This is a genomic window from Micromonospora sp. NPDC005252, assembly GCF_042872475.1.
Classification (GTDB): Bacteria; Actinomycetota; Actinomycetes; order Mycobacteriales; family Micromonosporaceae; genus Micromonospora.
This window is the reverse complement of the sequence record NZ_JBIAKN010000002.1, coordinates 189,700-215,816: the sequence shown is the minus strand read 5'-3', so window position 1 is coordinate 215,816 and position 26,117 is coordinate 189,700. Positions and strand designations below refer to the sequence as shown.

28 protein-coding genes are annotated in these 26,117 nt (G+C 73.8%); 20 read left to right on the top strand and 8 right to left on the bottom strand.

Going from position 1 to position 26,117, the window contains the following annotated elements:
* Positions 1-21 precede the first annotated feature (21 nt).
* A complete protein-coding gene (locus ACFYPH_RS06750; protein WP_387179750.1) occupies positions 22-1,332 on the bottom strand; it encodes an MFS transporter in 1,311 nt (436 codons plus the stop codon).
* A gap of 163 nt (positions 1,333-1,495) precedes the next feature.
* Here ACFYPH_RS06750 and ACFYPH_RS06745 point away from each other — a divergent pair, with 163 nt between their 5' ends.
* Both ACFYPH_RS06745 and ACFYPH_RS06740 read left to right on the top strand, forming a co-directional pair.
* The gene (locus ACFYPH_RS06745; RefSeq protein WP_355065277.1) at positions 1,496-2,485 is read left to right on the top strand and encodes a LacI family DNA-binding transcriptional regulator; all 990 of its coding nucleotides are present in this window, start codon (positions 1,496-1,498) and stop codon (positions 2,483-2,485) included.
* Positions 2,486-2,560: 75 nt separating this feature from the next.
* A complete protein-coding gene (locus ACFYPH_RS06740) occupies positions 2,561-3,295 on the top strand; it encodes an alpha/beta hydrolase (RefSeq protein WP_387179747.1) in 735 nt (244 codons plus the stop codon).
* Positions 3,296-3,299: 4 nt separating this feature from the next.
* Here ACFYPH_RS06740 and ACFYPH_RS06735 read toward each other — a convergent pair whose 3' ends face one another.
* Together ACFYPH_RS06735 and ACFYPH_RS06730 are read right to left on the bottom strand one after the other, a co-directional pair.
* On the bottom strand, positions 3,300-4,424 hold the full coding sequence (locus ACFYPH_RS06735) for an aromatic acid exporter family protein (protein ID WP_387179745.1): 1,125 nt from the start codon (positions 4,422-4,424) through the stop codon (positions 3,300-3,302).
* 202 nt (positions 4,425-4,626) lie between these two features.
* On the bottom strand, positions 4,627-5,256 hold the full coding sequence (locus ACFYPH_RS06730) for a TetR/AcrR family transcriptional regulator (protein WP_387179743.1): 630 nt from the start codon (positions 5,254-5,256) through the stop codon (positions 4,627-4,629).
* A gap of 66 nt (positions 5,257-5,322) precedes the next feature.
* Between ACFYPH_RS06730 and ACFYPH_RS06725 the strand changes: the two genes are divergently transcribed.
* The 18 genes from ACFYPH_RS06725 (at position 5,323) to ACFYPH_RS06640 (ending at position 21,046) form a co-directional block, all read left to right on the top strand.
* On the top strand, positions 5,323-5,424 hold the full coding sequence (locus ACFYPH_RS06725; protein WP_387179740.1) for an FAD-binding protein: 102 nt from the start codon (positions 5,323-5,325) through the stop codon (positions 5,422-5,424).
* Positions 5,421-6,500 (top strand): FAD-dependent monooxygenase, encoded by a 1,080-nt coding sequence (locus ACFYPH_RS06720; RefSeq protein ID WP_387179737.1) that lies wholly within the window; start codon positions 5,421-5,423, stop codon positions 6,498-6,500. Before ACFYPH_RS06725 ends, ACFYPH_RS06720 begins: the two co-directional genes overlap by 4 nt.
* A gap of 206 nt (positions 6,501-6,706) precedes the next feature.
* Positions 6,707-7,507 carry an LppM family (lipo)protein gene (locus tag ACFYPH_RS06715; RefSeq protein ID WP_387179734.1) on the top strand — a complete coding sequence of 267 codons (801 nt, stop codon included), beginning with the start codon at positions 6,707-6,709 and terminating at the stop codon, positions 7,505-7,507.
* A 143-nt stretch (positions 7,508-7,650) separates the two neighbouring features.
* On the top strand, positions 7,651-7,986 hold the full coding sequence (locus tag ACFYPH_RS06710; protein WP_355065267.1) for a hypothetical protein: 336 nt from the start codon (positions 7,651-7,653) through the stop codon (positions 7,984-7,986).
* Positions 7,987-7,997: 11 nt separating this feature from the next.
* Entirely contained in the window at positions 7,998-8,606 is a 609-nt protein-coding gene (locus ACFYPH_RS06705; protein ID WP_387179731.1) for a glycine zipper family protein, read from the top strand.
* Positions 8,603-9,301 (top strand): carboxypeptidase-like regulatory domain-containing protein, encoded by a 699-nt coding sequence (locus ACFYPH_RS06700; RefSeq protein WP_355137365.1) that lies wholly within the window; start codon positions 8,603-8,605, stop codon positions 9,299-9,301. The genes ACFYPH_RS06705 and ACFYPH_RS06700 overlap by 4 nt, the downstream gene beginning before the upstream one ends.
* A 23-nt stretch (positions 9,302-9,324) precedes the next feature.
* Positions 9,325-10,560 carry a phage tail sheath subtilisin-like domain-containing protein gene (locus ACFYPH_RS06695; RefSeq protein ID WP_355065261.1) on the top strand — a complete coding sequence of 412 codons (1,236 nt, stop codon included), beginning with the start codon at positions 9,325-9,327 and terminating at the stop codon, positions 10,558-10,560.
* Positions 10,561-10,563: 3 nt separating this feature from the next.
* Positions 10,564-11,046 (top strand): phage tail protein, encoded by a 483-nt coding sequence (locus tag ACFYPH_RS06690; RefSeq protein ID WP_354862842.1) that lies wholly within the window; start codon positions 10,564-10,566, stop codon positions 11,044-11,046.
* Positions 11,047-11,998: 952 nt separating this feature from the next.
* Complete coding sequence (locus ACFYPH_RS06685; protein ID WP_387179727.1) at positions 11,999-12,400, top strand: hypothetical protein; 402 nt, start codon at positions 11,999-12,001, stop codon at positions 12,398-12,400.
* Positions 12,400-13,302 (top strand): hypothetical protein, encoded by a 903-nt coding sequence (locus ACFYPH_RS06680; RefSeq protein WP_354862845.1) that lies wholly within the window; start codon positions 12,400-12,402, stop codon positions 13,300-13,302. The genes ACFYPH_RS06685 and ACFYPH_RS06680 overlap by 1 nt, the downstream gene beginning before the upstream one ends.
* Positions 13,299-14,891, top strand: coding sequence for a contractile injection system protein, VgrG/Pvc8 family (locus ACFYPH_RS06675; protein WP_387179724.1), 1,593 nt, complete (start codon positions 13,299-13,301; stop codon positions 14,889-14,891). The genes ACFYPH_RS06680 and ACFYPH_RS06675 overlap by 4 nt, the downstream gene beginning before the upstream one ends.
* Positions 14,891-15,229: a hypothetical protein gene (locus tag ACFYPH_RS06670; RefSeq protein WP_354862849.1), complete on the top strand. Its 339-nt coding sequence runs from the start codon at positions 14,891-14,893 to the stop codon at positions 15,227-15,229. Before ACFYPH_RS06675 ends, ACFYPH_RS06670 begins: the two co-directional genes overlap by 1 nt.
* Positions 15,226-15,657, top strand: a complete 432-nt coding sequence (locus ACFYPH_RS06665) for a GPW/gp25 family protein (RefSeq protein ID WP_354862851.1) — start codon at positions 15,226-15,228, stop codon at positions 15,655-15,657. The genes ACFYPH_RS06670 and ACFYPH_RS06665 overlap by 4 nt, the downstream gene beginning before the upstream one ends.
* A complete protein-coding gene (locus ACFYPH_RS06660) occupies positions 15,654-18,290 on the top strand; it encodes a putative baseplate assembly protein (protein ID WP_355065249.1) in 2,637 nt (878 codons plus the stop codon). Before ACFYPH_RS06665 ends, ACFYPH_RS06660 begins: the two co-directional genes overlap by 4 nt.
* Positions 18,271-18,828 carry a phage tail protein gene (locus tag ACFYPH_RS06655; RefSeq protein ID WP_355065247.1) on the top strand — a complete coding sequence of 186 codons (558 nt, stop codon included), beginning with the start codon at positions 18,271-18,273 and terminating at the stop codon, positions 18,826-18,828. The genes ACFYPH_RS06660 and ACFYPH_RS06655 overlap by 20 nt, the downstream gene beginning before the upstream one ends.
* A complete protein-coding gene (locus ACFYPH_RS06650) occupies positions 18,825-19,757 on the top strand; it encodes a hypothetical protein (RefSeq protein ID WP_387179720.1) in 933 nt (310 codons plus the stop codon). The genes ACFYPH_RS06655 and ACFYPH_RS06650 overlap by 4 nt, the downstream gene beginning before the upstream one ends.
* The gene (locus ACFYPH_RS06645) at positions 19,754-20,212 is read left to right on the top strand and encodes a hypothetical protein (RefSeq protein ID WP_355137383.1); all 459 of its coding nucleotides are present in this window, start codon (positions 19,754-19,756) and stop codon (positions 20,210-20,212) included. Before ACFYPH_RS06650 ends, ACFYPH_RS06645 begins: the two co-directional genes overlap by 4 nt.
* 81 nt (positions 20,213-20,293) lie before the next feature.
* Positions 20,294-21,046, top strand: a complete 753-nt coding sequence (locus ACFYPH_RS06640; protein WP_354863362.1) for a hypothetical protein — start codon at positions 20,294-20,296, stop codon at positions 21,044-21,046.
* A 95-nt stretch (positions 21,047-21,141) separates the two neighbouring features.
* On the opposite strand, the gene ACFYPH_RS06635 is transcribed toward ACFYPH_RS06640, so the two are convergent.
* Genes ACFYPH_RS06635 through ACFYPH_RS06615 form a run of 5 tightly spaced genes read right to left on the bottom strand, consistent with a single transcriptional unit; the run spans position 21,142 to position 26,106 of the window.
* Positions 21,142-22,116 (bottom strand): PmoA family protein, encoded by a 975-nt coding sequence (locus tag ACFYPH_RS06635; RefSeq protein ID WP_387179715.1) that lies wholly within the window; start codon positions 22,114-22,116, stop codon positions 21,142-21,144.
* Complete coding sequence (locus tag ACFYPH_RS06630) at positions 22,113-22,862, bottom strand: hypothetical protein (protein ID WP_387179712.1); 750 nt, start codon at positions 22,860-22,862, stop codon at positions 22,113-22,115. Before ACFYPH_RS06630 ends, ACFYPH_RS06635 begins: the two co-directional genes overlap by 4 nt.
* Positions 22,846-23,745 carry a carbohydrate ABC transporter permease gene (locus ACFYPH_RS06625; RefSeq protein WP_354863368.1) on the bottom strand — a complete coding sequence of 300 codons (900 nt, stop codon included), beginning with the start codon at positions 23,743-23,745 and terminating at the stop codon, positions 22,846-22,848. Before ACFYPH_RS06625 ends, ACFYPH_RS06630 begins: the two co-directional genes overlap by 17 nt.
* A complete protein-coding gene (locus ACFYPH_RS06620) occupies positions 23,745-24,728 on the bottom strand; it encodes a sugar ABC transporter permease (RefSeq protein WP_363941924.1) in 984 nt (327 codons plus the stop codon). Before ACFYPH_RS06620 ends, ACFYPH_RS06625 begins: the two co-directional genes overlap by 1 nt.
* A gap of 31 nt (positions 24,729-24,759) precedes the next feature.
* Positions 24,760-26,106 (bottom strand): extracellular solute-binding protein, encoded by a 1,347-nt coding sequence (locus tag ACFYPH_RS06615; protein ID WP_355065235.1) that lies wholly within the window; start codon positions 26,104-26,106, stop codon positions 24,760-24,762.
* Between the last annotated feature and the right edge of the window lie 11 nt (positions 26,107-26,117).

Below are 26,117 nucleotides of genomic sequence, written 5' to 3'. Positions count from 1 at the left end.
ACCGCCACGGCCCGATCGGGGTTAGTTTTTCTGTGCTGCCGGAGCCTGCTCGTCGGCTGCTGCCGGAGCCTGCTCGTCGGCTGCTGCCGGAGCCTGCTCGTCGGCTCGCGGCGGGCGCAGCGCCGGCACCAGCGCGAGCGTCGGCAGGAGCAGCAGCGGCACCACCAGCAGCGCCCGCAGGGTGCCGACGTGGTCACCGAGCAGGCCCAACAGCGGCGGCCCGCCTAGGAAGGCCGTGTAGCCGATCACCGCGACCACGCTGACCCGCACCGCCGCGTGCGCCTCCTCGTCGGCCGCCGCGCTCATGCCGACCGGGAAGCCCAGCGACGCGCCGAGGCCCCACAACGCGACGCCGACGATGGCCACCGGCCCCGAGCCGGCCAGCACGGCCAGGCCGGCGCCGGCAGCGGCGAGCAGCAGGGTGCCGCTGAGCACCGGCACCCGACCCCAGCGGTCCAGCGCGATGGTGCCCGCGGTGCGCCCGATGGTCATACCGACGACGAACACGCCGAAGACCGCCGCTCCGGCCGCCTCGCTCAGGTCCCGGCCGTCCACGAAAGCGACCGCCAGCCAGTCGTTGGCGCTGCCCTCCGCGAACGCGGCCACCAGCACGAACAGCCCGATGAGCAGGGTGCGCGGCTCCCGCCAGGCGGCGAGCTGGGCCCGGCGGCGGCCGGCCGGGCTGGTGTCCGCCGTCTGGTTGCCCGCGTCGACGGCCGGTTGGGGCAGGAACATCCGGGAGGCGAGCACGGTGCCGACGAGCACCACCACCGCCACCGCGGCGAGGTGCGCGCCGACCGGCACGTCCAGGCGGGCGGCTCCGGCGCCGAGGCCCGCGCCGGCCACCGACCCGAGACTCCAGGCCGCGTGGAAGCGGGGCATGACGGTACGCCCCAACCGCCGCTCCACCGTGGCGCCCTCGACGTTCATCGCCACGTCGCAGGCGCCGGAGCCGTAGCCGTAGGCGACCAGCCCCAGACCGACGACGACGGACGACCCGGCGACCGTCGCGCCCAGCCCGGCCACGATCAGGCCGACCGCGACCAGCACGGTGGCGATCGTCACGGTGCGGGCCGAGCCGAGGCGCTGGGCGAGCAGCCCGGAGGTCGGCATGGCGAGCAGCGCGCCCACGCTCATCGCCAGCAGCAGGAGGCCGAGGCGCCCGGCGGAGAGGTCCAGCGCCTCGCGGACGGCCGGCACCCGGGAGAACCAGCTGCCGACTGCCAGGCCGTTCAGGGTGAAGGTGACGGCGACGCCGTTGCGGGCGAGCCGGACGATCCGCGCCGGAACGGTGGTGTCCGGGGCGACGGCCGGGCTGGTGGGGGCGCTCACAGGGCTGGGTCCTCTTCCTCGGGGTGATCTCTCCTGGCACGATCGCACACCTGAGAGCGCTACCACCACAAGCGGGTTGGCCCCTTACCGGAGACGCGCAGGCCGGGGGATGATTCCTGGCAGGCGTACGCCCGCCCCGGGCGGGCGCCGGGGGGAGGGCACGATGACGGCAGCGGCACACCGGCCAGCCACTCTGGAGGACGTCGCCCGGGCCGCCGGGGTGTCCCGGTCCACGGCCTCGCGGGTGATCGCCGGGACGGGGTTCGCCTCACCGGCCGCTCGGGAGCGCGTGGTGACGGCCGCCGACCAGTTGGGTTACGTGCCCAACCCGGCCGCCCGCGCGCTGGTGCGCGGCGGCGGCGTACGGCTGGTGGTGGCCGTCGCGGGGACCAGCGCGGCGGTGTTGGACGACCCGTACGTCCACCGGGTGGTCGGCTCGGCCGCCCGGGTGTGCGCGCCGGCCGGCGTCGGGGTGGCGCTGCACTGGCTGCCGCTGGGCGACCCACGCGGCCTGGACCGGCTCGCCGCCGACCGCAGCGTGTGCGGCGTCGTGCTGGTCAACACCACCGAGGCCCTGCTGGACGCCGTACCCCGCTCGCTGCACGGCCGGGTCGCCTCGATCGGCATCGGCTCGGCCGTGGTGCCGTCGTTCGACGTCGACAACACCGCTGGCGCCGGCGCGGTGCTGCGCCACCTGTACGCGACGGGCCGCCGCCGGATCGCCATGGTGACCGGTCCGGCGTGGCTGCCGTGCTCGCAGCGCCCCGTGCAGGCGTACCGCCACCTGATGCGCCAGGCCGGCCTACCCGAGCGGGTGGTCGACGGGGACTTCACGGCGGCGCGTGGCCGGGCGGCGGCCGGCGAGGCTCTGCGCCGCTGGCCGGACGTCGATGCGATCTACGCGATCAGCGACGAGACCGCGCTCGGGGTCATCGCGGCGCTCCGCGAGGGCGGTGTGCGGGTGCCCGGTGACGTCGCGGTGGCCGGCTTCGACGACATCCCGCTGGCCGGCATGACCGCGCCGGCGTTGACCACCGCGAGCCACCCGGTGGGCCGGATCGCCACCGCGGCGGCCACCGCCGTGCTGGCCGGCCGCCCGGCCGCGCCGGCGACGCTCTTCCCGTCCGCCCTGGTGACCCGCGACAGCGCCTGAGCTGGCCGCCGGTTAACCGGCGGCCGGTCGGGTAACCGCCTCGCACCTTTCGCCGACCGCGAGGAGTGGTGGCCCGTGTCCGACTCCGCGCCGCCGACCGGAGCGTCCGCGCAGGGTCCCCGGCACGGCCGGTTGACCACCCGCCCGCACCCGCCGGTGGTGTCGGGTCCCACCGGCCTCGTGCCGCTGCCCGGCGGCGACGGCGGCCGGCCGGCGATGGCGTACGTGCCGGAACCGGCGGCCGACGGCGCCGCGTACCGGCTGGTGGTGCTGCTGCACGGGGCGGGCGGCTCCGCACGGCAGGGCCTGGACCTGCTGCTGTCGGTGGCGGACGCGCAGCACCTGCTGCTGGTCGCCCCGCAGTCGTCGGGGGCCAGCTGGGACCTGCTCGCCGGCGGCTTCGGGGTGGACGTGCAGCACATCGACGCGCTGCTGGCCAGCGCATTCGACGGCTACCCCGTCAACGGTGTGACGCTTGGCGGTTTCTCCGACGGGGCCTCGTACGCCCTCTCGCTGGGCCTGGCCAACGGCGACCTGGTGGACGCGGTGCTGGCCTTCTCCCCCGGCTTCGCCGCGCCGCCGCGCATCCGGGGCCGGCCGCGGATCTTCGTCTCGCACGGGGTGGACGACCGCGTCCTGCCGATCGACGTGTGCAGCCGCCGTTTCGTGCCGCACCTGCGTGGCCTCGGCTACGACATCACCTACGAGGAGTTCCCCGACGGCCACGACGTCCCCGCCCCGATCCGCGCGAGCGCCACCGGATGGCTCACCGCCGGCACCGGGCAAGACCCGAGCGCAGGGACGCGGTGAGGGGTCACACGGCGGGCAGGCCGAGGGCCTCGTCCACGCGGGCCAGGACGGCGGCGTCGTCGTCGGGGTGCACGCCCCGCAGCAGGTCGATGGCCGTCGCCCGGATCTGTCCGATGATCATGGCGAGTGGGAGGGTCGGGGTCGACCCGAAGAGCTGCCCGGCCGTGCGGACGGCGGCCAGCGCCGCCTCGTCCGCCCGGGCGGCGTGCCGGTCGGCGGCCTCCTCCCGCCCGTCCAGGTCGGCGGCGAGCGCCGCGCCGGTCTCCCGGACCGCCTCGACCAGGCAGCGCAGCGCCTCGCCCAGCTCGGGCGGCGTCGGGGTCCGCAGTCGACTGAGCGTCACCCCGGCGCGGGCCAGCACCCGGACGTTGCGGACCACGTAGTCGGTCTGCCGGAACGACTCGTCCACCGACCGCAGCCGGCCGATGTGCCGACGCCGGCGCACGTTGAGCCGCAGCGCCTCACCGGCGGCGAGCACGCCCTCGCGCAGCCCGTCGACCCGGGCGTCCATGCCCCGGGCCCGCGTCAGCGCGGCCATCGCCGCCGACTCGTCGCGACCGTCCAGCGCGTCGGCGATCCCGCCCACCAGGCCGGCCAGCTCGTCGAAGGTCCGCCGCACCTCGGCGACGAGGGGGGCGAGCGGGTGCCGGGCGTCGACGAGGAGGCTGACCGCGAGCGCGACCGCGCCGCCGACCAGCGCGTCGACGAAGCGGAACGGCACCAGCGACCCGTCCGGTGGCGCGACCACCACCAGGTAGAGCGCGGAGACAGCGGCCTGAACCAGGGTCACGCCGGTGGCGCCGAAGGCGACCGCGAGCAGGACGGTGAGCAGGATGACGGTGCCGACCGTCCACGTGGTGCCCGGGCCGAGCGCCTGCACGACCAGGTCCGCGACGAGCACTCCGGCGGCCACCCCGAGTACGACCTCGACGGCCCGCCGGATCCGCTGCCCGCGGGCCTGACCGAGCACGATCAGCGCGGCGGCCGGCGCGAAGAAGGGCTGCGGATGCCCGAGCAGGCGGGTGGCGAGCAGCCAGGCCACGGTCGCCGCGACGGTCGCCTCCAGCACCGGCCGCCAGCCCTGCCGCAGCCGGTGAGCGGCGACCCGCAGGCCCCCGAACCACGCCATCGCCCACCTCCGCTCACCTCGACCGCACGCCGGGGGTCCATGATCGCCCGCGCCCTTCCGGCGGCCCGGAGCGCCCCTCGCGATCGTTCACCATCGCGCGATCGACCCGCTCACCGGGCTGCGCGACGGTCGCCGCGCCGTCCTGCCGCGCTCGGTGGTCGACCCGCCGTACGCGCTGCGGATCGGCGCACCGGCCCGAGGCTCAGCTGCCGGTCAAGGCGCGCAGCAGCGTACGGACGGCGCCCGCGAGATCGGCGCGGCTGGCCGGGCCGCCGGGGTGCGGGGCAGTGAGCGCGCCGGCGCCGACCAGACGGTCGAAGAGCAGACCGTCGACGAAGACGACGAACTGGTCGCCCTGCCGGTCGGGATCGGTGGCCCCGGCCCGGGTCAGCAGGTCCCGTGCCTGTGCCCGCAGGCCGGTGCCGTGGTGCAGGATGCCGCGCAGTTCGGGGCGGTGGACCGCCTCCAGCAGACAGGCGTAGCGGGCCAGCGTTCGGCTGCGTCCGGTGCTCAGCCAGCGGTCGAGAACCTCGGCCACCCCGGCGGCGAGCCGGTCGAGGTCGTCGCCGTCGAGCCGGGGACCCGGCGTCGGGGAGGGCGGGCCGGTCGGCAGGTCGTACGCGGCCAGGTCGGTCCGTTCCCGCTCGGCGAGGCGTTCCACCACCGCCTCGATCAGTGCCTGCCGGGTGCGCAGGTACGCGGAGGTGGTGCCGGCCGGCAGCCCGGCGCGACCGTCGACGGCCCGGTGGGTCAGCGCCCGCATCCCGCCGTCGGCGATCAGTTCGATGGCGGCGTCGGTCAGCAGCGCGATCCGGTTGGCGCGGGCCGTCACGGGTCTCCTTTCGGTCGAGGTCCGCAGGTAGTATCACTCTTCTACAGATGTAGAAGGGTGGGCGACATGGGCGAGCCACACGCGGTCGTGGTCGGCGGCGGCATCGGCGGGCTGAGCGCGGCCCTCGCCCTGCACCGGCACGGGTGGCGGGTGGCGGGTGGCGGGTGACCGTGCTGGAACGCGCCCCCGAACTACGCGAGGTGGGCGCCGGGCTGACCCTGATGGCCAACTCGCTGCGCGCCCTGGACTCCCTCGGCCTGGGCCCGGCGCTGCGGTCCAGCGCGCACGCCGAGGCCCCCGGCGGGATCCGGGACCGGCGGGGCCGGTGGCTGTCCCGGGTGGACGCGGCGGAGATGATCCGGCAGCTCGGCACCAGCGCGCTCGGCATCCACCGGGCCACCCTGCACCGCATCCTGCGCGAGGCGCTGCCCGCGTCGTCGCTGCACACCGGGGCCGAGGTCGAGCACGTTGAGTCCGAACCCGACCGCGCCACGGTGCGCCACCACGGGCCCGACGGCCCACGAACCCTCGACGCCGACCTGGTCGTCGGCGCCGACGGCCTGCACAGCCGACTGCGCACCCAGCTCTGGCCGGAGATCCCGGCCCCGGTGTACGCGGGCTCGACGGCCTGGCGGGCCGCCGTCGCGTTCCCCGACCCGATCCCGACGGCGATCACCTGGGGCCCGGCCGCCGAGTTCGGCATGGTGCCGCTCGGCGAGGGCCAGGTCTACTGGTACGCGGCACTCAACGCTCCGCCCGGTGGCCATGCCCCGGACGAACTGGCGGCCGTACGGGACCACTTCGGCGCCTGGCACGAGCCCATTCCCGCGCTGCTGGCGGCGACCCCACCCGGGGTGGTCCTGCGCAACGACATCCACCACCTGGCCACGGCGCTGCCCTCGTACGTGCGGGGACGGGTGGCGCTGCTCGGCGACGCGGCCCACGCGATGACGCCGAACCTCGGGCAGGGCGCCGGGCAGGCGATCGAGGACGCGGTCGTGCTCGGCGCGGCCTGCTCCGGCGGCGCAGAGGGGCTGCCGGCCGCCCTGGCGGCGTACGACGAGCAGCGTCGCCCCCGCAGCCAGGCCATCGCCCGTGCCTCGCTGCGCGCCGGCCGGTACGGCCAACAACTGCGCAACCCGCTCGCCCTCGCTGTGCGCGCCGCCGCGCTGCGACTGATCCCGGCCGGCGCCGTCCTGCGCGGCATGACCCGGCAGGTCGACTGGCGACCACCGACGGGCTGAGAGAGCGGCCACTCAGCCGGCCACTCAGCCGGCCACGATCATCGACTCAGCCCGGGGTCAGGCACACCGGGACGCAAAACTCCAGTTTATTCTTTTGCGCCGCTTCCCACCTCGGTCGAATACGACAGTGCGCCGGTACAATCGGCGACTGCCTTGTGACCGATCGCTGACTGCTCATGGTGAAAGCGATCACACACACTGAGCGCATGAACAGGAGCGTCAACCGCGGTAGGGCACTCCGCGTCGCGGTGTGCCTCCTTCTTCTCGCCGCGTTGAGCGGCTGCATGCAACTCAACATCGGGCTCACCGTCAACGCCGATGACACGGTCGACGGGCAGTTGCTGCTGACCGCCCAGAAGTCCCTGCTGAGCGCCCGGAACAAGAACATCCCGGCGGCCTTCGCCGAGCTGCGGCAGAACATTCCGGCGCTGCCGCCGGGCGAGGAGACCAGCTACGAGGACGGCAAACTCTTCGGCACCCAGATCAGTTACCGCAGGGCACCGCTGGCGAGCTTCGACAGCGAGAGCGTCAAACTGGTCCGAGACGGCGACTTCTACCGATTCACGTTACCGCTGGACCCGAAGAAATACGGCGGGAAAATTGCCCAGCAGAATCCTCAACAACAGCAGGCTTTCCTCAAGCTGATGTCGTTCGAGATCTCGGTGACGTTTCCCGGTCGGGTGATCGACACCAATGGCACCGTCAACGGCCGGTCGGTCACCTGGAAGGTCGACTCCAACCAGGACAAGCCGATCGAACTGCGGGCCGTCGCCGAGGCCCCGCCCCGCCCCTCGGCGTCACCGGCAGCCGCCGCCTCCGACTCCGGCGGTTTCCCGTGGTTGCTGGTCGGCGGCGGCGTACTCCTGCTACTGGTGCTCGCCGCGGTGGGCGTACTCCTGCTGCGCCGCCGTCGCCCGACGGCGCCGGCCGCACCCGGCGCGACCGCACCCGGGCCGACTGGGCCGACCTCGCCGGGCCCGCCCGCCGGCGCTCCCGGGCCCGGCTGATCCATCCGGTGGCCGGCCCCGCCGGCCACGTCCGGCCCCGGCCGCCCGCGACGACGGCGACCGGCGCCGGTGCTCCCCCGCGGAGCACCGGCCCTCACCACCACCACATCCCGGTCGCACCATCGCAGAAAAGGGGGATCGCCGTGAACGATCTCTTCACCTGGGCCGCCCTGGGGACCATCGCCGGCGCGAGCGCCGCCACCCTGCTGGCCACCAACGTCATCGGCGGGCTCATCGGCCCGAGCGGCGACAAGCTCCGCAAGTGGATCGCCATCGCCATCGCGCTGCTGCTGTCCTACCTGACCGCGGCCTTCGCCGACGACGCCGGCGGCGAGAAGTGGGTCATCGCGTTCTTCAACGCGCTGGTGATCTTCTCCGCCGCGCTCGGCGTCAACCAGTTCCCGCCCGGCAACCGGCAGGCGACGCCCACCCAGCTCGCGAGCGGTCGCGAGCCCCGTGTCTTCCGCTCGTGGGTCTGAGGAGTGACGTCATGATCTTCGGAATTCTCAGCGCGGCGATCCAGGTGGGTCTCGGCGCCGTCCTCGGCCTCCTGGCCGGCGGCCCGGTCGGCCTGCTCATCGGCGCCGTCGTGGGCCTGCTGGTCGGCGCGGCGTTCGGCTGGGCGGTCACCTCCGCCGGGGTGTACGCGCCGGACGCCCGCGGCATCTTCCTCTTCGTCGTCGACCACACGTGGAGCCTGCTCAACACGATCGTCGGGGCCATCTACCTGGCCGTGCACCTGATCTTCGGGCACTCGCTGGACCGGCCCACCTCGGCCGGCAGCGGCCGGGTCAGCGTGGTGGAGGGCGTCTCACCCCGCTACGCCACCACCATCGGCACCGTCTGCGCCGGCTCCAGCTCCGGCATCCAGCGCCACGAGGACGTGCACATCTTCCAGGCGCGTCTGCTCGGCCCGCTCTACATCCCGCTGGTGCTGGCGAACTACGTGCTGTTCACCATCGCGCCGGTCTGGCTGCTCTACCACGACCACACCAACGCGCCGATCAACCGGTTCACCCGCTACTTCGAGATCGGCGTCTACCCACACGTGTGGAACGAGGCCATCGCCTACCGGATCCAGGGGACGCCGCCGCGATGACCACCGACGGGCGCGGACCGATCGAGACGGCCACCGCCGAGCTGGCCGCATGGCTGACCGGCGTGGCGGGGCAACCCGTCCCGATCGGCCCGCCCCACGCGGGCGTCGACGCCGACGGGCTGACCCTGTGGCCCCTCGAACTGCGCCCGGCCCAGCAGACGCGCTCCAGCGGCGCGGTCCGCGAGCCGTACCGGTTCACGGTCCGCTACCTGCTCTGCGTGGCCGGGCCGGCCGGGCTGGCCGTCCTGGACCGGGTGCTCACCGCCGCGACCAGCGACGGCAGCTACCCGGTGGTGCTGGAGGCCGGCGACGCCGCGCTGTGGAACGCGTTCGACGCCGCGCCCCGACCGGCGCTGCTGATCGACGTGCCCACGCAGGTGGAGCACCCGACGCCGGCCGCGCCGCCGGTCCTGCAACCGCTACGGCTGCGCCAGCTGTCGATGCGCACCCTCGCCGGCCGGGTGGTCGGCCCCGCGGACCAACCGCTCGCCGCCATGCGCGTCGAACTGCCCGGCACCGCGTCCGCGACCCGCACCGGCCCCGACGGCCGGTTCCTGATCGCCGGGGTCCCGCACGACCCCGAACACCCCGGCCCGGTACGGCTGCGGCTCAGCGGGCGCGGTCTCGTGCTCACCGCCGACGTCGACGCCGGCGAGGACGACATCGTCATCGTCTGCGCACCACCGACCCACTGACGCCCACCCGCACAGGAGGACCGATGCCCAGCTACTTCTCCCCCGGCATCTACGTCGAGGAGGTCCCCAGCGGCGCCCGACCGATCGGACCGGCGAGCACCAGCATCGCCGCGTTCGTCGGCGTCGCCCCGAACCGCGGCGCCCACCTGGGCAAGGCGGTACCGGTCAACAACTGGACCGAGTTCCTGCGGCTCTTCGCCGACGGGAACCAGATCGAGAGCACCCCACTGGCCCGGGCCGTCTTCGGTTTTCTGGACAACGGGGGCGCCCGATGCTGGGTGGTCAACGTCGGCGAGGGCGGCGCCATCACCGGCACCGGCCAGCGACGCGGTGGCCTGCAACTGCTGGAGGCCATCGACGAGATCTCCATCATCGCCGCTCCGGGCTTTTCCGACGTGGTGTCCCACGAGGCGCTGCTCAGCATGGCCGAGCGCACCCGCACCATGGTGGCGATCTGCGACCCGGCCCCGGACATCGACGACATCTCCGCGCTGACCCGGGTCGCCACCCCGTCGTCCGGCAAGCCGCCCAAGCCCGCCGAGGGCGCGGCCGGCAGCGCGGGACCCGGTGGGTCCGGCGGCGGCGAGGGACCGGCGTACCGGCCCCGGCAGTCCGAGTTCGGCGCGTTCTACTACCCGTGGATCGAGGTACGCGACCCGATCAGCGGGGAGTTGGAACTCACCCCGCCGAGCGGGCACCTCGCCGGCATCTGGGCCCGCACCGACGCCCTGCGGGGCGTGCACAAGGCGCCGGCCAACGAACCCGTCCGCGGCGCGGTCAACCTGGGCTACCTGGTCACCCGCCCGGAGCACGACGTGCTCAACCCCAAGGGCGTCAACGTGATCCGCTACTTCGCCGGCGAGGGCATCCGCGTCTGGGGCGCCCGTACGCTCGCCGCCGAGGCCAGCGAGTGGCGCTACCTCAACGTACGGCGGCTCAGCATCGCCATCGAGCAGGCCATCGCCAACGGCACCCGCTGGATGGTCTTCGAGCCGAACGACTTCACCCTCTGGCGCTCGATCCGGCGCGACATCGGTGCGTTCCTCACCCGGGTGTGGCGCGACGGCGCGCTGCTCGGGCGCAGCCCCGAGGAGGCGTTCTTCGTCAAGTGCGACGAGGAGACCAACCCGGTGGACGTGCGCGACGCCGGCATGGTGATCGCCCACATCGGCATCGCCGTCGTCAAGCCCGCCGAATTCGTGGTGTTCAAGTTGAGCCAGTGGGCCGGCGGCACCGAGACCGAGACGATCGGAGGCTGACACATGCCCACCACAGCCACCCCGCAGCCGGGCGCCCCGGTCGACCCGTACCGGGCGTACAACTTCCGGCTCCTCATCAACGGCGTCACCAACGGCCACTTCACCGAGATGAGCGGACTGGAGGTGAACATCCCCGGGCAGCCGTACCGCGAGCACGGCCCCGGACCGACGCGGATGGTCCCCGGCCAGGCCGAGTACGAGCCGGTGACCCTGCACTTCGGCCTCACCGCGTCCCGCGAGCTGTGGGACTGGGTGAACGCCACCGCCCAGGGCACCCTCAACCGCCGCAACGTGTCGGTGGTGCTGCTGGACTCGGCGGGCACCGCCGAGGTGCTGCGCTGGAACCTGATCGACGCCTGGCCCACCCGGTGGCGCGGGGCGCACCTCAACACGGTCAGCCACGAGATCGCCATCGCGTCGCTGACGCTGCGCTACGAGGGCCTGGAGTTGGAGACCGGCGGTGCCGCCGCGCCGACGCCCGCGTAGCTGGCTGGCCGGTCGGCTCCGCTCCGCGGCCGGCGCGGTGCAGCGCCTCGCCGGACTCGTCGAGAACACCGGCGTACCCCCGGCGATTCCGGCGGAGGTGCCGCGTCGTCTCGGGGAGCCGCCCCAGCACTGGCTGAACCTGGTCGCCGCACATGCCCCCGGCCTGCTGCGCGAACTGGACCTCGACGCGACCCCTGGCGGCGTCGAGCAGACGCCGGGCCGCGACGACCGGCAGGACGGCCGGGGAGAAGGTGGCCTGCCGTCGTCCGCTCAGGCTCGCCCTTTGGAAATCGACGGAGGAACCGGCTCTGCCGATGAGAAGGACCGGCGCTTCGCCGAGCGGGCCGGCCGCCGCGCTCGCGGCCCGGCCGCCCAACCCGACGACGACGCACGCGGCGTCCGGGCGACCGGTACGGCGGACGACCTCGGCGCGACGGACGGCCCGAGCACGGTAGGCGGCCCCGGTGCACCCGACGGCCACGGCCTCAGCAGGACGGCCGGCCTCGGCGGGAGAGACGGCCTCGGCCGGACAGCCGGTCTCGCCGGGACGGGCGGGACAGACGTCCTCGGCGGGTCAGACGTCCTCGGCCGGACGGGTGCGGTGGGGGCGGACGGGAGACCGGACGGATGGCGGCCCTCCGGCCGGGATGGGAGGTCGGGTCGGGTGCCCGACGCCTCTGGCCAGGGCGGTCGACCGGGCGGCTCGGGAATCGGCAGTGTCAGCCCTGGTGGCGATTCCGACGCCGCCACCCACGTGTCGGGCGGGCACGGCGGGGAAGCGGCGTCCTCGCTGGCGAATCGGCGCTGGTCCGGCCGGATACTGGATCGTTGGCCCTCGCGCCCGTCATCGTGGCGGGGCGCGGCGACCCGGACGGCCACGGCGGCCGCACCGGTGGGACCGGCACGACGTGACACCCCGACCACCGACGCACGCGTCCCGACCCGGGCAGGCGTGCCCGCCGCCCCGCCGCTGGCCACCCGGCGCGGCTCCCCGCCCGAGATCGTCGAGGAATTCGGCCCCTCCAGGGGCACCTTCCAGCCACGATCCACTACCGCCCCCACCGCCGTCGGCGGGATGGCGGTGGGCGGCGCTGACAGGTGGCCCGCCCTACCGGACGAACGAGCGCAGCAGGGCGGCGTACGGGCCACACAGCCCGGCGAGCCCGACCGCAGCCACCGCGATCAACGCGAACCGAGTTCCGGGCAATGGTCGGTCGGCCTGGTGTTCCCGGCGTCCACGGCCGTCGACCCGTGGCCGGAACTGCCGGACGACGCTCCGCTGTGGACGGTGCCTGGGGCGGCGCTCGACGCCGGTCACGTGGACCGCCTGGATCGGGAACAGGCGGGCGGCTGATGGAACGTGTCGCCTTCCTCATCGACTCCTCCGGGGAGCGGGTGGACTGCCTGCTCAACCCGGAGACCGTGCAGGTGACCCGGCTCGCCGGCGTACGTCATCGGGGCGCGGGCGGCGGGCAGCTCACCGGGTCCGGCCTGGCCGACGACCCGTTGGTCTTCACCGGCGGCGGCCGTACGGAGCTGGTGCTCGACCTGCTGTTCGACGTCGACTTCGTCCAGGCCCAGGTCCGCCCCACCGACGTACGGGTGCTCACCCGGCCGCTGTGGATGCTGGCCGAGAACTCCACCGCCGAGCACGGGTGGCTGCGTCCGCCGCTGGTCCGGCTGGTCTGGGGTAAGACCTGGAACGTGCCCGGCGTGATCATCGCGGTGGCCGAGCGGTTCGACGCGTTCACCGGCACGGGCTCGCCGCGGCGCTCCTGGCTGCGGCTGAAGCTGGTCCGGGCCGCCGAGACGGCCGACCAGGCGCAGGCGGGATTCGCCGAGGAGCTGGCCGCGGTGAGCACCCCGGCGGCCGCCCCGGGCAGCGCCGTGGTCGCCGCCGGTGACGGTGCCGCCGAACCGGGTCAGTCCGGGGTGCGCTTCGACCTGCTTGCCAACGACGCGCTCGGGTCGCCGCTGCGGTGGCGGTTGCTGGCCGAGCACAACCGGATCACCGACCCGCTCGCGGTGCCCGCCGGCACGACCCTCGCGGTCCCCACCAGCGCCTCGGGCGGTGGCGGGCCGGAGTCGACGCTGGCCGGGATGGCGCGGGCGGTGGCCGGCGCGGTGGGCGCCGGCGCGTCGTTCGTGGGCGCCTCGATCGCCACCGCGAGCTGGGCCACGCCGACCGGCACGACGCCCGCCAGCACCAACCCGGACAGCACGCCGCTCGGCACCGGCTCGGGGAGTACGCCATGACCAGCGTCGCGCCCCGCGCGCTGACCGTTTCGCTGGACGGCGTGGAACTGAACGCCGCGGCCCGCCAGCGGGTCCGCTCGCTGCGGGTGGCCGCCCGGCTCGACCAGCCGACCCAGGCCGAGCTGGTGCTCGCCACCGCCGCCGGGGGCGGCGCTCTCGACCCGGCGGCGCGGCCGGGCACGACCCTCGACGTGCGGCTCGCCGATCATCCCGACGCGCTGTTCACCGGTGAGGTCACCGCAGTGGAGGTCGAGTACGCCGCCGACGGCGCGGCCGTGCTGCGCCTGCGGGCGTACGACGCGCTGCACCGCCTGCGCAAGCGGCAGGACCTGCGGGTCTTCACCTCGGTGACGGCGGCGGAGCTGGCCCGTGAGCTGTGCGGCGAGGTGGGGCTGACCGTGACGGCGGAGAGCGACGGGCCGCGACTGGAACGGCTGCTTCAGCACCGGCACAGCGACCTGGAGCTGCTCCGGGAGGTCACCGGCCGGGCCGGGCTGCACCTGGCCGCCGACGGCGACGACGTCCGGCTGATCACCCTCGCCGGCTACGGGGAGCCCGTCGCGCTGAGGTTGGGCGCGGGTGTGCACACCCTGCGACTGTCCACCAACGCCGACCAGGCCAGCGGCGCCAGCGCCGCGCTGGGTTGGCATCCGCAGCGGGCCGAGCCGATCAGCCAGCAGGCCGACGAGGCGCGCTGCGGCCGACCGGCCGGTGACCGGCCGGACCCGGCCGACGTCGGGGCGGACGGGGTACGCACCGCCGTCGACCAGCCGGGGCGCAGCGACGACGAGTTGGAGGCCCTGGCCCAGGCGCGACTGGACCTGCGCGCCGCCGCGCTGGCCACCGCCGAAGGGCTGGCCGAGGGCGATCCGGCGCTGCGGCCGGGCCGGCGGATCGACCTGACGGGTGTGCCCGACCCGCTCGCCGGGGCGTACGTGCTGACCGAGGTGGTGCACACCGTGGACGGCGACGGGCACCTGACCCGCTTCTCCACCGTGCCACCGCCCGCTGCCCCCACGACGGCGGGCGGCGCGGTGGTCACCCTGGGCACCGTCACCGACGTGGCCGACCCCGACGGGTTGGGCCGGGTGCGGCTGACCCTGCCGGCGTACGGGGACCTGGACGCCGGCTGGCTCGGCGTGCTCTGTCCCGGTGCGGGACGCGGCAAGGGCCTGGTGGCGCTCCCCGATCCGGACGACACCGTGCTGGTGGTGCTGCCCGGTGGCGAGCCCGCCTCGGGCGTCGTGCTGGGCTCGCTGTTCGGCGCCGTCGAGCCGTACGACGCGGGTGTCGACGACGGGAAGTCCCGCCGCTGGTCCCTGCGGACCGCCGGCGGGCAGTCGATCGTCGTGGACGACGTCCAGCGCAGCCTGCGGCTCGCCACCGAGGGCGGCAGTTGGCTGGAACTCACCCCCGACCTGGCCACCCTGCACGCGGCGAGCGACCTGGTGATCTCCGCGCCGGGCCGGGCCATGGTGGTCCGCGCCCGCAGCGTGGACTTCCTGCACGCCGAGGCGCCCGAGGACGCGACCACCGCGGCGCAGCAGGCCCGTTCGCTCGCTCGCGCCCATCACGAAGGAGGCGGCTGATGCGCTGGATCCACCGCGACTCGGTGATCACCTGCGACCACGACGGCCGGGTCGAGAACCAGCCCTCGCAGCTCTGGGTGACCGTCACCGCCGTGCCGGTGCTTGTGGACGACGACCCGGAGGGACGAAAGATCATCGCCTGCCCGAACTACGGCCCGACCATCAAGCCGTGCGCGAAGACGCTGACCGTCCGGGTCGGCTACAGCGACTGGCTGCGCGTCGACGGGCACCGGGTGGTGCTCTCGCACCTGGAGGGGTTCACCGACGGCACACCGCCGGGAGCGGTCCACCACACCGTCCGCGACCCGCGCCAGCAGTTCCTGGGGGCGGACCGATGAGGGCGTTCCGTTTCGTCGGCGCGGGCTTCGACGCCGGCCGGGGCGGCGGGCTGGCGCTCACCGCGGCCGGCGGCCTGGCCATGACCGAGGGCGACGAGAGCGTACGCCAGGCGCTGTTTCTGTTGTTGTCCACGACGCCGGGCGAGCGGCTGATGCGACCCGGGTACGGCTCCCGGCTGCACCGGCTGGTCTTCGCGCCCAACGACGACACGACGGCCGGGCTGGCCATCCACTACGTCCGGCAGGCCATCGCCCGCTGGGAGCCCCGGGTGGAGGTCATCGACACCGACGCCGGACCGGACCCGGACGACGCGTGGCGGCTGGTGATCCGGCTGGACTACCGGGTGCGGGCCAGCCTGACACCCGGGCAGCTGGTGTTCTCCGTGGACCTGCTCCCCGCCGACGACGAACCGGGAGGACAGTCATGACGCTGCCCGTGCCGCACCTGGACGACCGTGGGTTCCTCGACCTCGTCACCGAGGCCCGCGAGCGGATCCAACAGTCCTGCCCCGCCTGGACCGACCTGTCGGCGCATGACCCGGGCATGGCGCTGGTGGAGGCGTTCGCGCACCTCACCGAAGTGATGATCTACCGGCTGAACCAGTTGCCGGAGAAGGCGTACGTCTCGTTTCTGAACCTGCTCGGGGTGGCGCGGCACGCGCCCACCGCGGCCTGGGCGGACGTCGTGTTCACCCGCGCCGGCACCGACCGGGACGCGGTGCGGATCCCGGCCGGCCTGCGGGTCGCGGCGGCGCGCGGCGCCGATCCCCGACCGGTCCTGTTCGTCACCACCGAACCGGCCCTGCTGGCGGCCGGGGAAGCGTCGGTGACGGTCCGCATGCACCACTGCGAGCCCGTCGAGGCGGAGCTGCTGGGTGTCGGCACCGGCCAGCCCGGCCAGGTGCTCCGGGCGGCGCACGCTCCCCTCACCCACACCGGCGAGCCGCTGGACCTGCTGCTCGGGGTGGAGGTGCCGGCCGGCTCGGTGGAGCTGGGGGTGGCAGCCCGCGAGCACGACGGCCGCACGTTCGAGATCTGGCAGCCGGTGGACAGTTTCGCCGGGCTCGGTCCGCAGGCCAAGGCGTACCTCGTCGACCGCTGCTCGGGCACCGTCACCTTCGCCCCGGCCCTCGACCTGCGACCGCCCGCCGGTGCGGGCGAGGCCGCCGGGCCGGGCGGGGCGGTGACGGTGGCGGCCGTGCCGCCGGCCGGGCGACAGGTCCGGCTCTGGTACCGGGCCGGCGGCGGTCCGACCGGCAACGTGGCGGCCGGCACGCTGACCAGCCTGCGCGATCCACTGCCCGGCGTACGGGTCGACAACCCCGCGCCCGCGGCCGGCGGCCGGGAGATGGAGGCGCTGGAATCGGTGCTGCTGCGCGGCCCGTACGAGTTCTTCGCCCAGCAACGCGCCGTCACCGCCCGCGACTTCGAGGTGCTGGCCACCAGCTCCGGCGCGGTGGCGCGGGCCCGCGCGTTCACCCGCTCGGCCGTCTACAGCTTCGCCCGGCCCGGTGAGGTCGAGGTGGTGCTGGTGCCGTACGTGCCGCCGACGGCCCGCCCGGGCGGCCGGCTGCCGGTGGCGGTGCTGCGCGAGCACGAGGTGCCCGAGGCCCGCCACCGCGTCGAGGGCGACCTGGAACAGCGCCGGATGGTCGGCATCCGCTCGCGGGCCACCTGGGCCCGGTTCAAGGCGGTGTCGGTGCGGGCCCGGGTGGTGGTGCGCCGGGAGGAGGACGTGGACGCGGTCCGGCGACGCATCCACGACCGGCTGCACCAGACGCTCAGCCCGCTGCCCACCGCGCTCAACCCGACCGGGTGGCCGTTCGGTGAGCCGCTGCGCGCGTCCAACGTGTACCGGCTGTTGGAGCACGCCGAGCCGGGCGTGCGCTACGTCGAGTCGGTGCGGTTCGTGGTCGACGAGGCCCCCGACGCCGAGGTCCGCGCCCTCGCCGTCGACCAGTACCAGCCGCGCACCTGGTACGCCGGACGCGGCCCGGTGCTGTTCCGCTCCAGCAACGCGGGCTCCGGCTGGGAGCCGGCCGGCCGGTTCGACGACGAGACCGTGCTGCGGGTGGCGCCCGCGCCCGCGCCGGTGCGACCGGGCATCGTCGCGCGCCCCGGCTCGGTGGCCGTGGTGACGCTGCGCGCCTCGGGCGGCTCCCGGGTGCACCTGAGCACCGACCTGGGTGAGACGTGGTCGCTGCTGACCGACCTGGACTCGCGCATCTCCGACGTGGCGTGGCTGGACCGCGACGGCGCCGGCGCGCTGCTGGTGGCGACCGACACCGGGCTGTACGAGGTGTCGCTGCTGCCCGGCGCGGTGCCGTTGCAGATCCTCGTCGATTCGTCCGACGCCGACCGGGGCTTCTACGCCGTACGCGCGTTCGTCTCCGAGCGGGGCGCTCCCGGTGTGGCGGTCGCCGCGCAGGCGGGCTTCGGGGTGTACCTGTCGACCGCCGGTGGCCGGCCGGGCAGCTTCGCGCACGTCGGCCTCTCCAACGTGGACAACCGGGTCCTCGCGGTGCAGTACGACGGCCCGGCCACCCTGCTGTGGAGCGGCGCGGGCGAGCCGGACCCGAAGAAGCCCGGCCAGGGCTGCCACCGCACCCGGCTGTTCGAGTCCGACGTGCAGTGGCAGACCGTGCAGAGCGGCTGGATCGGCGGGACCTGCCGCGACCTGGCGTTCGCCGGATCGCAGGCCCTCGCCGCCACGCAGAGCGGCGGGGTGCTGCGGCTGGACACCCTCGCGGCCCAGCCGCAGTGGCAGTCGGTGTCGGTCAACTGCGGGCTGCCGCTGCGCGACCGGACCCGGTTCGTGCCGGTGGACGCCGTCGCCGTGAGCGGCCCGGCGACCGTCGGTGCGAACGGTCCCACGGCGGGCGACCGACTGGTCCTGGCCTGCGGTGAGCGCGGCGTGTACCGCAGTGCCGACGCGGTCAACTGGACCGCCAGCGCCAACCAGGCCACCGCCGACGTGGTGACCGTCCCGGACACGTGGCTGCTCTGCTCCGGCGAGCACGACATCGAGGTGGTGCGCCAGGATGCGACGCTCGGCGATTGAGCGGCTGCTGCCCGCCGCCTACCAGCGGGCGTGCGTGCCGGGCAGCGTGCTCTGGGCGCTGCTGGACGTCATGGAGGGGCTGCACGCTCCGGACGAGGCGATCCTCGCCGAGGTGGACGCCCTGTTCGACCCGTACCGGGCGCCCGACCACCTGGTCGTGCGGTTGACCCGCTGGGTGGCGATGGACCACGTGGTGGCCTCGCCTCGACCGGACGCCCCGCTGCCGCTGCCGGTGGGCCGGCTCCGTGACCTGGTGGCCAACGGCGCGCTGCTGGCCCGGTGGCGCGGGACCCCGTACGGGATGCGCCGAGCGCTGGAGCTGGCCACCGGGTTGCCGGGGTTCGTCATCGACGAACCCGACGAGCGGCCCTTCCACATCGTGGTGCGGGTGCCGGCGGCCGCCGCCGGTCAGCTCGCCGTGATCACCCGAATCGTCGAGGCGGAGAAGCCCGCGTCGACCACCGCCGAGATCGTCGTCGCCGCTTCGCCGCCACCCAGCCCGCCGAGCGCGACACCGTCCGCAGAGGAGCCGTCATGACCACCGAATGGACCGTCGTCGCCGCCGCGTCGCAGTTCACCCTGGATGCCGCCAACCACGGCGAGCTGACCTTCACCGTCTCCAATCCGGGCCTGGCACCGGACACCGTGGTCTTCGACGTGGCACCCGGCGAGGGCAGCCAGCGGGCCTGGTTCACGGTCACCGAGCCGCAGCGGGTGGTTCCCGGGCAGGGCTCGGTGTCCTTCCTGGTCCGCCTCGCCGTACCGGCGGGCATCGCGCCGCGCCGCTACGACATGACCGGGTTCGCGTACTCGGCGAACACCGCGCCGGAGGAGAGCTCGCGCTCCAGCGGCCGGGTGACGTACGAGGTCCGCGCGGTCGCCGCGCCGAAGCGGACGCCCTGGCCGTGGATCGCCGCCGCGGCGGCGCTGGTGCTGGTGGTCGCCGGAGTGGTCGGCTACCTGCTGACCCGCCCCGACGGCACACCCACACCGGGCACGCCACGGGTCGTGACGGTGGAGGCGGAGAGCCTGGTCGACGGCGCTCGAATCGAATCCCCGGCGAAGACCGCCGCGGCGGTCGGGGCGCAACCGAACTGCTGCGACGTGACCTGGTCGGGCGACAAGCAGCTGTTCTTCGCCGGCCTGGCACCCGGCGACCGGGTGAGCGTCACGGTCGAGCTGCCCGCCGACGCGCTCTGGCGGTTCTCCACCAGGCGCACCACGTCCTTCGACTACGCCAACACCATCTGGCAGGTCGACGGGGTGCAGCTCGGCGGCACCTTCTTCGGCTTCACGCCGACGGTCGTCCTGCAGGACTTCACCGACGTGGGCACCGTCCGGCTCGGGCCGGGTCGGCACACGCTCACCCTGGTCGCGGTGGGCAAGACGCAGGGCTTCGACAGGTACTTCGCCGGCGTGGACCAGATCCGGTTCACCGAGGTGACCGGGGCGGTCGCGCAGCGATGAGCGGTCGGCAGAAGGTGGTGCTGGTGACCCTGGCGGCGCTGCTGGTGGCGTTCTTCGTCCTCGCCGTCGGTGTCTCCGGCGGCGACCAGGGCCGCGCGGACGATCCGCCGGGGGTCGTCGAGCGGCTCGGCCGGCTCGCCGGCGCGAGTACGAGCGTCGACCCGGCGACCGTGCAGGCCGACTGCGACCGCACCGGCGACGTGCTCAGCTTCGTCGGCGGCTGCGCGGTGCGCGTCGCCGACCCGGGCGAGCTGCGGACGCTGGTGCTGCGCAGTGGTCGCCCGTTCGTGGTGCGCGCTCCGGCGCCCCGCGACGCCGACCTCACCGTGCGCTCCGAGGTCGAGCCGGACGACGGCGGCGAGGCGGTCGCCCGGATTGCCGTCGACCGTGCGGTCACTGTGCTGCTGAGCTGTCCGGGAGGTGTCGGATGCACGGTCACCGTCGCCGCCGACTGACCCGTCCCCCGGCCGGGCCCGTGCCGGCCGCCGGCCCCGGCCGCGCACCTGTCGGCCGGCACGACCGCGAGGAGGCCCGACATGGGTGACCTGCGCAAGCCCTTCCTGCTGCTCGCGCTGGTCGCGGTCACGCTGGTGGTCCTCGTCGAGGTCGGATCGTCACTGCTCACCGGGGGCGGGGACGCCACCGGCGCGCTGCTGGCCGGCGCGGCGGACCTCGGCGTGGAGGTGGACGCCGGCGGAATCAGCGAGCCCTCCGGGCGAGGTACGAGCTACCTGGCGCTGATCGACGTGGTGGCGCTGTGGACCACCGGTCTGTTCTGCCTGAGCCTGGTCGTGCCCGAGCGGGTGCAGGGCCGGATCCAGGGTGTGGCGACGCTGATCTTCTCGATCCTGCTCATCCTGGGCTCGCTCGTGCTGCTGATCATCGCTTTCGTGGAGCTGACCATCATGGTGTCGCTGTTTTTGGCCGTGCCGTTCGGCACCCTGGCGTACCTGGCGTTGTGGGGCTTCTTCCCGGTGGGTGAGGCGAGCCTGCTGCTGGGGCTGGCGCTGCTGCTGAAGCTGGTCTGGGCGGTGCTGCTGCTGCTCGCCCAGCCACGGTTCGCGCAGAACAAGGGCCTCGTGCTGCTGGCGCTCACCACCCTGCTTTGCACCGTCGTGCTGGAGTTCCTGCACCGGCTCGTCCCGGTCATCGTGGTGAGCATCCTCGACGACGTGGGCGCGCTGGTCTTCGCCATCGTGGCCATCATCTGGGGTCTGGTCCTGCTGATCGGCTCCATCCCCGCCATCGTCAAGTCCGTGCGGGTGACCGCCGCCCTGCCCACCCGCTGACAAACGCGACCCCCTGTGCGGTTGATCCACACCATATCGCCGATATGGGGGCATCCAGACGCCCGGACACCCCCATGTCGGCGACCTGGAGTGGATCAACCGCTCGTTGACCTCTGTTTCACCACATGATCACCGCTCACCACGTCAACACGGGCGGAGTTCGCGGCCACTGCCGCGGCGGTGGCAGGGTCCAGGGCTCCATCGGCGACGACCACGCCGTGCCGGCCCTGCCGCTGCAGGCCAGCCGCGATGGTGACCGGCCGTTCGAAGGCGAACGCCACCCCCACACCCGGGTACATCGCGGTCCGCACGAACCACCGGTCGTCGACCCCGAGACCGGTAAAGACCAGGGTGTACGCCCGACCGTCCGGCCCGGTGCCGCAGAGCGCAATCCACGGCTCGGCGGAGCCGTTGACCGCCTCCTCCCCCGTCGCCGAGGCGCTGAACACCGACGCGGGCGAGGCCGAGACCGCCCGCCAGAAAAACCCCCCGTAGCCGGCCCCGCCGGGGCGGCCGTTGGTGGCGGGGCTGCCCAGCCGCACGTCCTGCTCCGCCGGGGCGCTGAGCGTGTAGTCCATCTCCAGCCGCCAGGCCGACACGCCGCCGGTCAGCGGAACGGCGGCGAGCCGCCGCTGCTCCGTGAGCAGCACCGACCCGTGCCGGTCGCGCCACTGCAGCCGGTGCGCCAGCCGGTCGACGGCCCGCTCGGACCAGCCGGTGTGCGCGATCCGCCCGTGGTCGTCGCGCCACGTGTAGCCGACGTCGCGCACGTAGGTGCGCCCGCCCCAGAGGTTGCTGCCGTTGACGTCCTGCACGGCGAGGGAGGCGCCGAGGTGCCACACGTGGTCGGCGGCAAGCGCGTCGGTGACCACCGTGCCGCCGAGGGTGCGTACCGGGTGCAGGTACGGCCGGGGCCCGTGCCGCGCGTCCAGCGCCGGGTCCACCACGTACCGGGCCACCTCCGTCCCGCCGACCAGCAGTCGCGCCGGCTCCTCGGCGGCCGTCTCGACCTGGTCGGGGCCGGTACGGGCCGCCGCGTCACCGCCGGCGGCGGCCGGATCGGCGCTCACGGCAGCTCCGGCTGGGCGGAGACCGGCCGGGGACCGGCGACACCGGCGGAGATCGGCCGACGGCCGTCGGTGCCAGCGAGAGTCGAGCGGCCGCCGTCGACACCGGCGAGAGCCGGGCGGCCGCCGTCGATACCGGCGAGGGCGGGCCGGCGGCTGGCGACGGCGTGCAGGGCGGCCACGGTGTAGCCGGCGAGGATCGGCACGGCGACCGGGGATACCAGGACGGCGAGCAGCCCGGCCAGCGCCGTCACCCCGGTGAGCGCGGCCCAGCGGGTCGGCGCGTCGAGGCAGGCGCGGGCGGCGGAGCGGGCCGCGCCCCGCCACCGCCCGCCCCCGTCGCCGCCCACCTCGACGACGACCAGCCCGGCGTACCCGGCCAGCCCGGCCGCGACCAGCGCGGTCACCGCCAGCACCGGCGGGCCGCCCGGCACCCGGCCGGCGGCCAGCGCCGCCAGGTCGGCGGCGAGCAGCCCGGCCACGGCGAGCGCGAGCAGACTGACCGGCACGCCGGGCAGCACCGCGCGGCCGAACCGGCGCGCGGTGGCCCGCGCCGACGGCCAGCTGCCGGTACGCGTCCAGTCGTGCACGGCCGCGCTGGCCGCGCCGACGGCCGCGGCGGCGGTGAGCACCGGCGCCGCGGCGAGGGTCAGCAGGATGCCGAGCAGCGCGAGGTCGGCGGCGTCACGAGCGACGTCCCGCCAGTCCCGCCGCCCGCCGGTGTCGACCGGTTCAGCCCTTGATGCCACTGGTGTTGATCCCCTCGACGAGCATCCGCTGGAAGGCGACGAAGAACAGGAAGACCGGCAGCAGCGACAGCACCGACATGGCGAACATCGGCCCGACCGCGCTCTGGCTGGTCGAGTCGATGAACAGGGTCAGCGCGACCGGCACGGTGTAGTCCTCCAGTTGGGACAGGAAGACCAACTGGCGGAAGAAGTCGTTCCAGGTCCAGATGAACGAGAAGATCGCCGTGGTGACCAGCGCGGGACGGCTCAGCGGCAGGATGATGTGCCGGAAGATGCCGTACGGGCCGGCGCCGTCGATCCGGGCCGCCTCGTCCAACTCGCGCGGGACGCCGCGCATGAACTGCACCATGAGGAAGACGAAGAACGCCTCGGTGGCCAGGAACTGCGGGATGAGCAGTGGCAGGTACGGCCAGTCGCCGCCCACCAGCCCGAGCGTCCGGAACAGGATGTACTGCGGCACGATCAGCACGTGCTGGGGCAGCAGCAGCGTGCCGATCATGACGGCGAACCACATGCCGCGCAGCCGGAACCGCAGCCGGGCGAAGGCGTACGCGGCCAGCAGGCAGGAGAGCCCGTTGCCGACGACGGTGAGCAGGCTGACCATCGCGCTGTTGAGGAAGAACCGGCCGAAGCTGACGTCGAAGTTGGACCATCCGGCGGTGTAGTTGCCCGGGGTGAAGCGCTCGGGCAGCAGCCCGACGTTGTTGACGATCTCCTCCTGGGACTTCACCGACGTGCCCACCATCCAGATCAGCGGGTAGAGCACCACGACGACGATGATCACCAGGATCAGCAGCCGCAGCAGGGACCGGCCGCCGGGCCGACGACGCGCGTTAGGCGGCGCTGTGGTCGACGCCGCGGCCGCCGGGTTCACCGCCACCATCACCGGTCCTCCCCGTCGGAGTAGTGCACCCAGAACCGTCCGGTGCTGAAGAAGATCGCGGTGATGACCGCGATGGCGAGCAGGAACACCCAGGCCATCGCCGAGGCGTAGCCCATGTTGAGGTCGGTGAAGCCGGTGATGTAGAGGTTCAGCGTGTACATGAGGGTGGAGTCGACCGGGCCGCCGGTGCCGTTGCTGAGCACGAACGCGGCGGTGAAGCCCTGGAAGCCGTTGATCGTCTCCAGCACCAGGTTGAAGAAGATGACCGGGGAGAGCATCGGCAGCGTGACGTTGCGGAACTGGCGGAACCTGCCGGCGCCGTCGACCGAGGCGGCCTCGTACAGCTCGGTGGGCACCTGCTTGAGCCCGGCCAGGAAGATCACCATCGGCGCCCCGAACTGCCAGATGGCGAGCACCATCAGCGTCTCCAGGGCCCAGTCGGGGTCGTTGACCCACGGTCTGCCGGTGATGCCGACGAGGCTCAGCAGCGAGTTGAACGCCCCGTCGCGGTTGAACATGTTGACCCAGACGATGGCCAGCGCGACGCTGCCGCCGAGCAGCGACGGCAGGTAGAACAGCCCGCGGAACAGCCCGACGCCGCGCCAGGCTCGGTTGAGCAGCAACGCCACGCCGAGCGCGGCGGCCAGCTTCAGCGGCACCGCGACCAGCGCGAACGTCAGGGTGACCCGCACCGCGTGCCAGTACGACGGGTCGGCGGTGAACATCCGTTCGTAGTTGGCCAACCCCACCCACCGCACCTCGGAGAAGGGGGTGAGGATGTCGTAGTTGGTGAAGCTCAGGTAGAGCGACAGCAGCATGGGGACCGCCGTGACACCCATCAGGCCGATGAGCCACGGCGACAGGAAGACGTACCCCGCCAGACCTTCGCTGTGCCGGATGCTGCCGGGCCCACGCCTCTCGGCGTGAGCCCGGCCGGATCCGGGGCCGCGTCGGGTCGGGTCGGGCGCCGTGGTCAATGCCACGAACAGCTCCTCTCCTCGCCTCGTGCGGCGGTCAGGCGATGGCGGACTTGCACGCCTCGACGAACTGGGCGGCGGCCTGCGCGGACGTGGCCCGGCCGTACTGCACGTTCTCGGCGGCCTTGACCAGCTCGGACTTGACCTTGCTGTGTCCCTTGATCGGCACCTGCGGGGACTGGCCGAACTTCTGCGCCAGCTCGGTCTCGACCGCGATGGACTGCTTCATCGCCGGGTCGGTGGTGTCGTCGCTGACCACCCGACGCAGGTCCAGGTTGGACGGCAGACCGCGGTCGGTGCCGAGCAGCTTGACCGCCTCCTGGTCGTTGTTCAGGAAGTTGATCACGTCGACGGCGACGTCCTTGTTCTTGCTGCCCTTGAAGACCGACCAGTACATGGAGGCCCGGGCCCACTGCGCGCTGGGGTCACCGGGATAGGCGACGACCCCCAGCTCGTCCTTGGTGTTCTTCTTCAGGTCGGGCATCTGGTTGGCCCAGACCCAACTGGTGCCGGCCTTGCCGGTGACCACCAGCTGCTTGGTGACGTCGCTGGAGTTGCCCTCGTGGATGACGTCGGGGGTCGGGGTGGCCTTGCGGTCGCGGGCGCCCTTCCACAGGTCGAACCACGCGGTCACATCCTCGGCCGTGAAGCCCAGCTCGTTGCCCTTGTAGAGGTCCTTGCCCTGCTGGCGCAGCCAGATCCAGTACGCCTTGTAGTCGGCGCTCGGGTCCTGGGTGCCGGGCACCTTGGTCTTGGCGGTGACCTGCTCGGCCCAGGCGATGTGCTGCTCCCAGGTCATCCCGGTGGTGGGCTCGGGCAGGTTGTGCTTGGTCAGCAGGGTCTTGTTGTAGACCAGGCCCTGGGTGTTCTCCCCGGCGGCCACCCCGGCGAGCTTGCCATCGACCACGCCGTACTCCAGCAGGCTCTTGGGGAACTTGGTGACGTCGAGCTTGCCGGAGTCCTGGTAGCTCTTCAGGTCGAGGGTGGTGCTGCGGGCCGCGTACTCGGCGAGGTAGTTGTCGTCGATCTGGAACAGGTCCGGCGGGTTGCCGCCGGCGGTGAGCGTGGCGAGCTTGTCGAAGTAGCCCTGGTTGGCCTGCCAGGTCTTCTCGAAGGTCACGTTCGGGTGCTTCTTCGTGTAGAGGGCCAGGGCGTCCTCGGTCAGCTTGGCGCGGGCGTCGCCGCCCCACCAGAAGATCGAGAGCTTGACCGGGGCGTTCGGGTCGGCGGCGCCGTCGTCGTCTCCGCAGGCGGCGGCGCCGAACATCAGCGGCGCGGCGACGGTCGCGGCGAGCAGGCCGCGCAGGAGTCGCCGACGGGGCACCGGGGTACCGTGATGGCGCCCGACGGGCGTGTCAGTGGTGGGGGGCGTTGCGGGGTGCATGTGCGCTCACT

What these genes read in the sequence shown, in the direction of transcription:
- ACFYPH_RS06745 (WP_355065277.1), top strand. Translation starts at nt 1,496, where the DNA reads ATGACGGCAGCGGCACACCGGCCAGCCACTCTGGAGGACGTCGCCCGG.
- ACFYPH_RS06735 (WP_387179745.1), bottom strand. Translation starts at nt 4,424, where the DNA reads ATGGCGTGGTTCGGGGGCCTGCGGGTCGCCGCTCACCGGCTGCGGCAG.
- ACFYPH_RS06725 (WP_387179740.1), top strand. Translation starts at nt 5,323, where the DNA reads ATGGGCGAGCCACACGCGGTCGTGGTCGGCGGCGGCATCGGCGGGCTG.
- ACFYPH_RS06715 (WP_387179734.1), top strand. Translation starts at nt 6,707, where the DNA reads ATGAACAGGAGCGTCAACCGCGGTAGGGCACTCCGCGTCGCGGTGTGC.
- ACFYPH_RS06705 (WP_387179731.1), top strand. Translation starts at nt 7,998, where the DNA reads ATGATCTTCGGAATTCTCAGCGCGGCGATCCAGGTGGGTCTCGGCGCC.
- ACFYPH_RS06700 (WP_355137365.1), top strand. Translation starts at nt 8,603, where the DNA reads ATGACCACCGACGGGCGCGGACCGATCGAGACGGCCACCGCCGAGCTG.
- ACFYPH_RS06695 (WP_355065261.1), top strand. Translation starts at nt 9,325, where the DNA reads ATGCCCAGCTACTTCTCCCCCGGCATCTACGTCGAGGAGGTCCCCAGC.
- ACFYPH_RS06690 (WP_354862842.1), top strand. Translation starts at nt 10,564, where the DNA reads ATGCCCACCACAGCCACCCCGCAGCCGGGCGCCCCGGTCGACCCGTAC.
- ACFYPH_RS06680 (WP_354862845.1), top strand. Translation starts at nt 12,400, where the DNA reads ATGGAACGTGTCGCCTTCCTCATCGACTCCTCCGGGGAGCGGGTGGAC.
- ACFYPH_RS06675 (WP_387179724.1), top strand. Translation starts at nt 13,299, where the DNA reads ATGACCAGCGTCGCGCCCCGCGCGCTGACCGTTTCGCTGGACGGCGTG.
- ACFYPH_RS06670 (WP_354862849.1), top strand. Translation starts at nt 14,891, where the DNA reads ATGCGCTGGATCCACCGCGACTCGGTGATCACCTGCGACCACGACGGC.
- ACFYPH_RS06665 (WP_354862851.1), top strand. Translation starts at nt 15,226, where the DNA reads ATGAGGGCGTTCCGTTTCGTCGGCGCGGGCTTCGACGCCGGCCGGGGC.
- ACFYPH_RS06660 (WP_355065249.1), top strand. Translation starts at nt 15,654, where the DNA reads ATGACGCTGCCCGTGCCGCACCTGGACGACCGTGGGTTCCTCGACCTC.
- ACFYPH_RS06655 (WP_355065247.1), top strand. Translation starts at nt 18,271, where the DNA reads ATGCGACGCTCGGCGATTGAGCGGCTGCTGCCCGCCGCCTACCAGCGG.
- ACFYPH_RS06650 (WP_387179720.1), top strand. Translation starts at nt 18,825, where the DNA reads ATGACCACCGAATGGACCGTCGTCGCCGCCGCGTCGCAGTTCACCCTG.
- ACFYPH_RS06645 (WP_355137383.1), top strand. Translation starts at nt 19,754, where the DNA reads ATGAGCGGTCGGCAGAAGGTGGTGCTGGTGACCCTGGCGGCGCTGCTG.
- ACFYPH_RS06640 (WP_354863362.1), top strand. Translation starts at nt 20,294, where the DNA reads ATGGGTGACCTGCGCAAGCCCTTCCTGCTGCTCGCGCTGGTCGCGGTC.
- ACFYPH_RS06625 (WP_354863368.1), bottom strand. Translation starts at nt 23,745, where the DNA reads ATGGTGGCGGTGAACCCGGCGGCCGCGGCGTCGACCACAGCGCCGCCT.
- ACFYPH_RS06615 (WP_355065235.1), bottom strand. Translation starts at nt 26,106, where the DNA reads ATGCACCCCGCAACGCCCCCCACCACTGACACGCCCGTCGGGCGCCAT.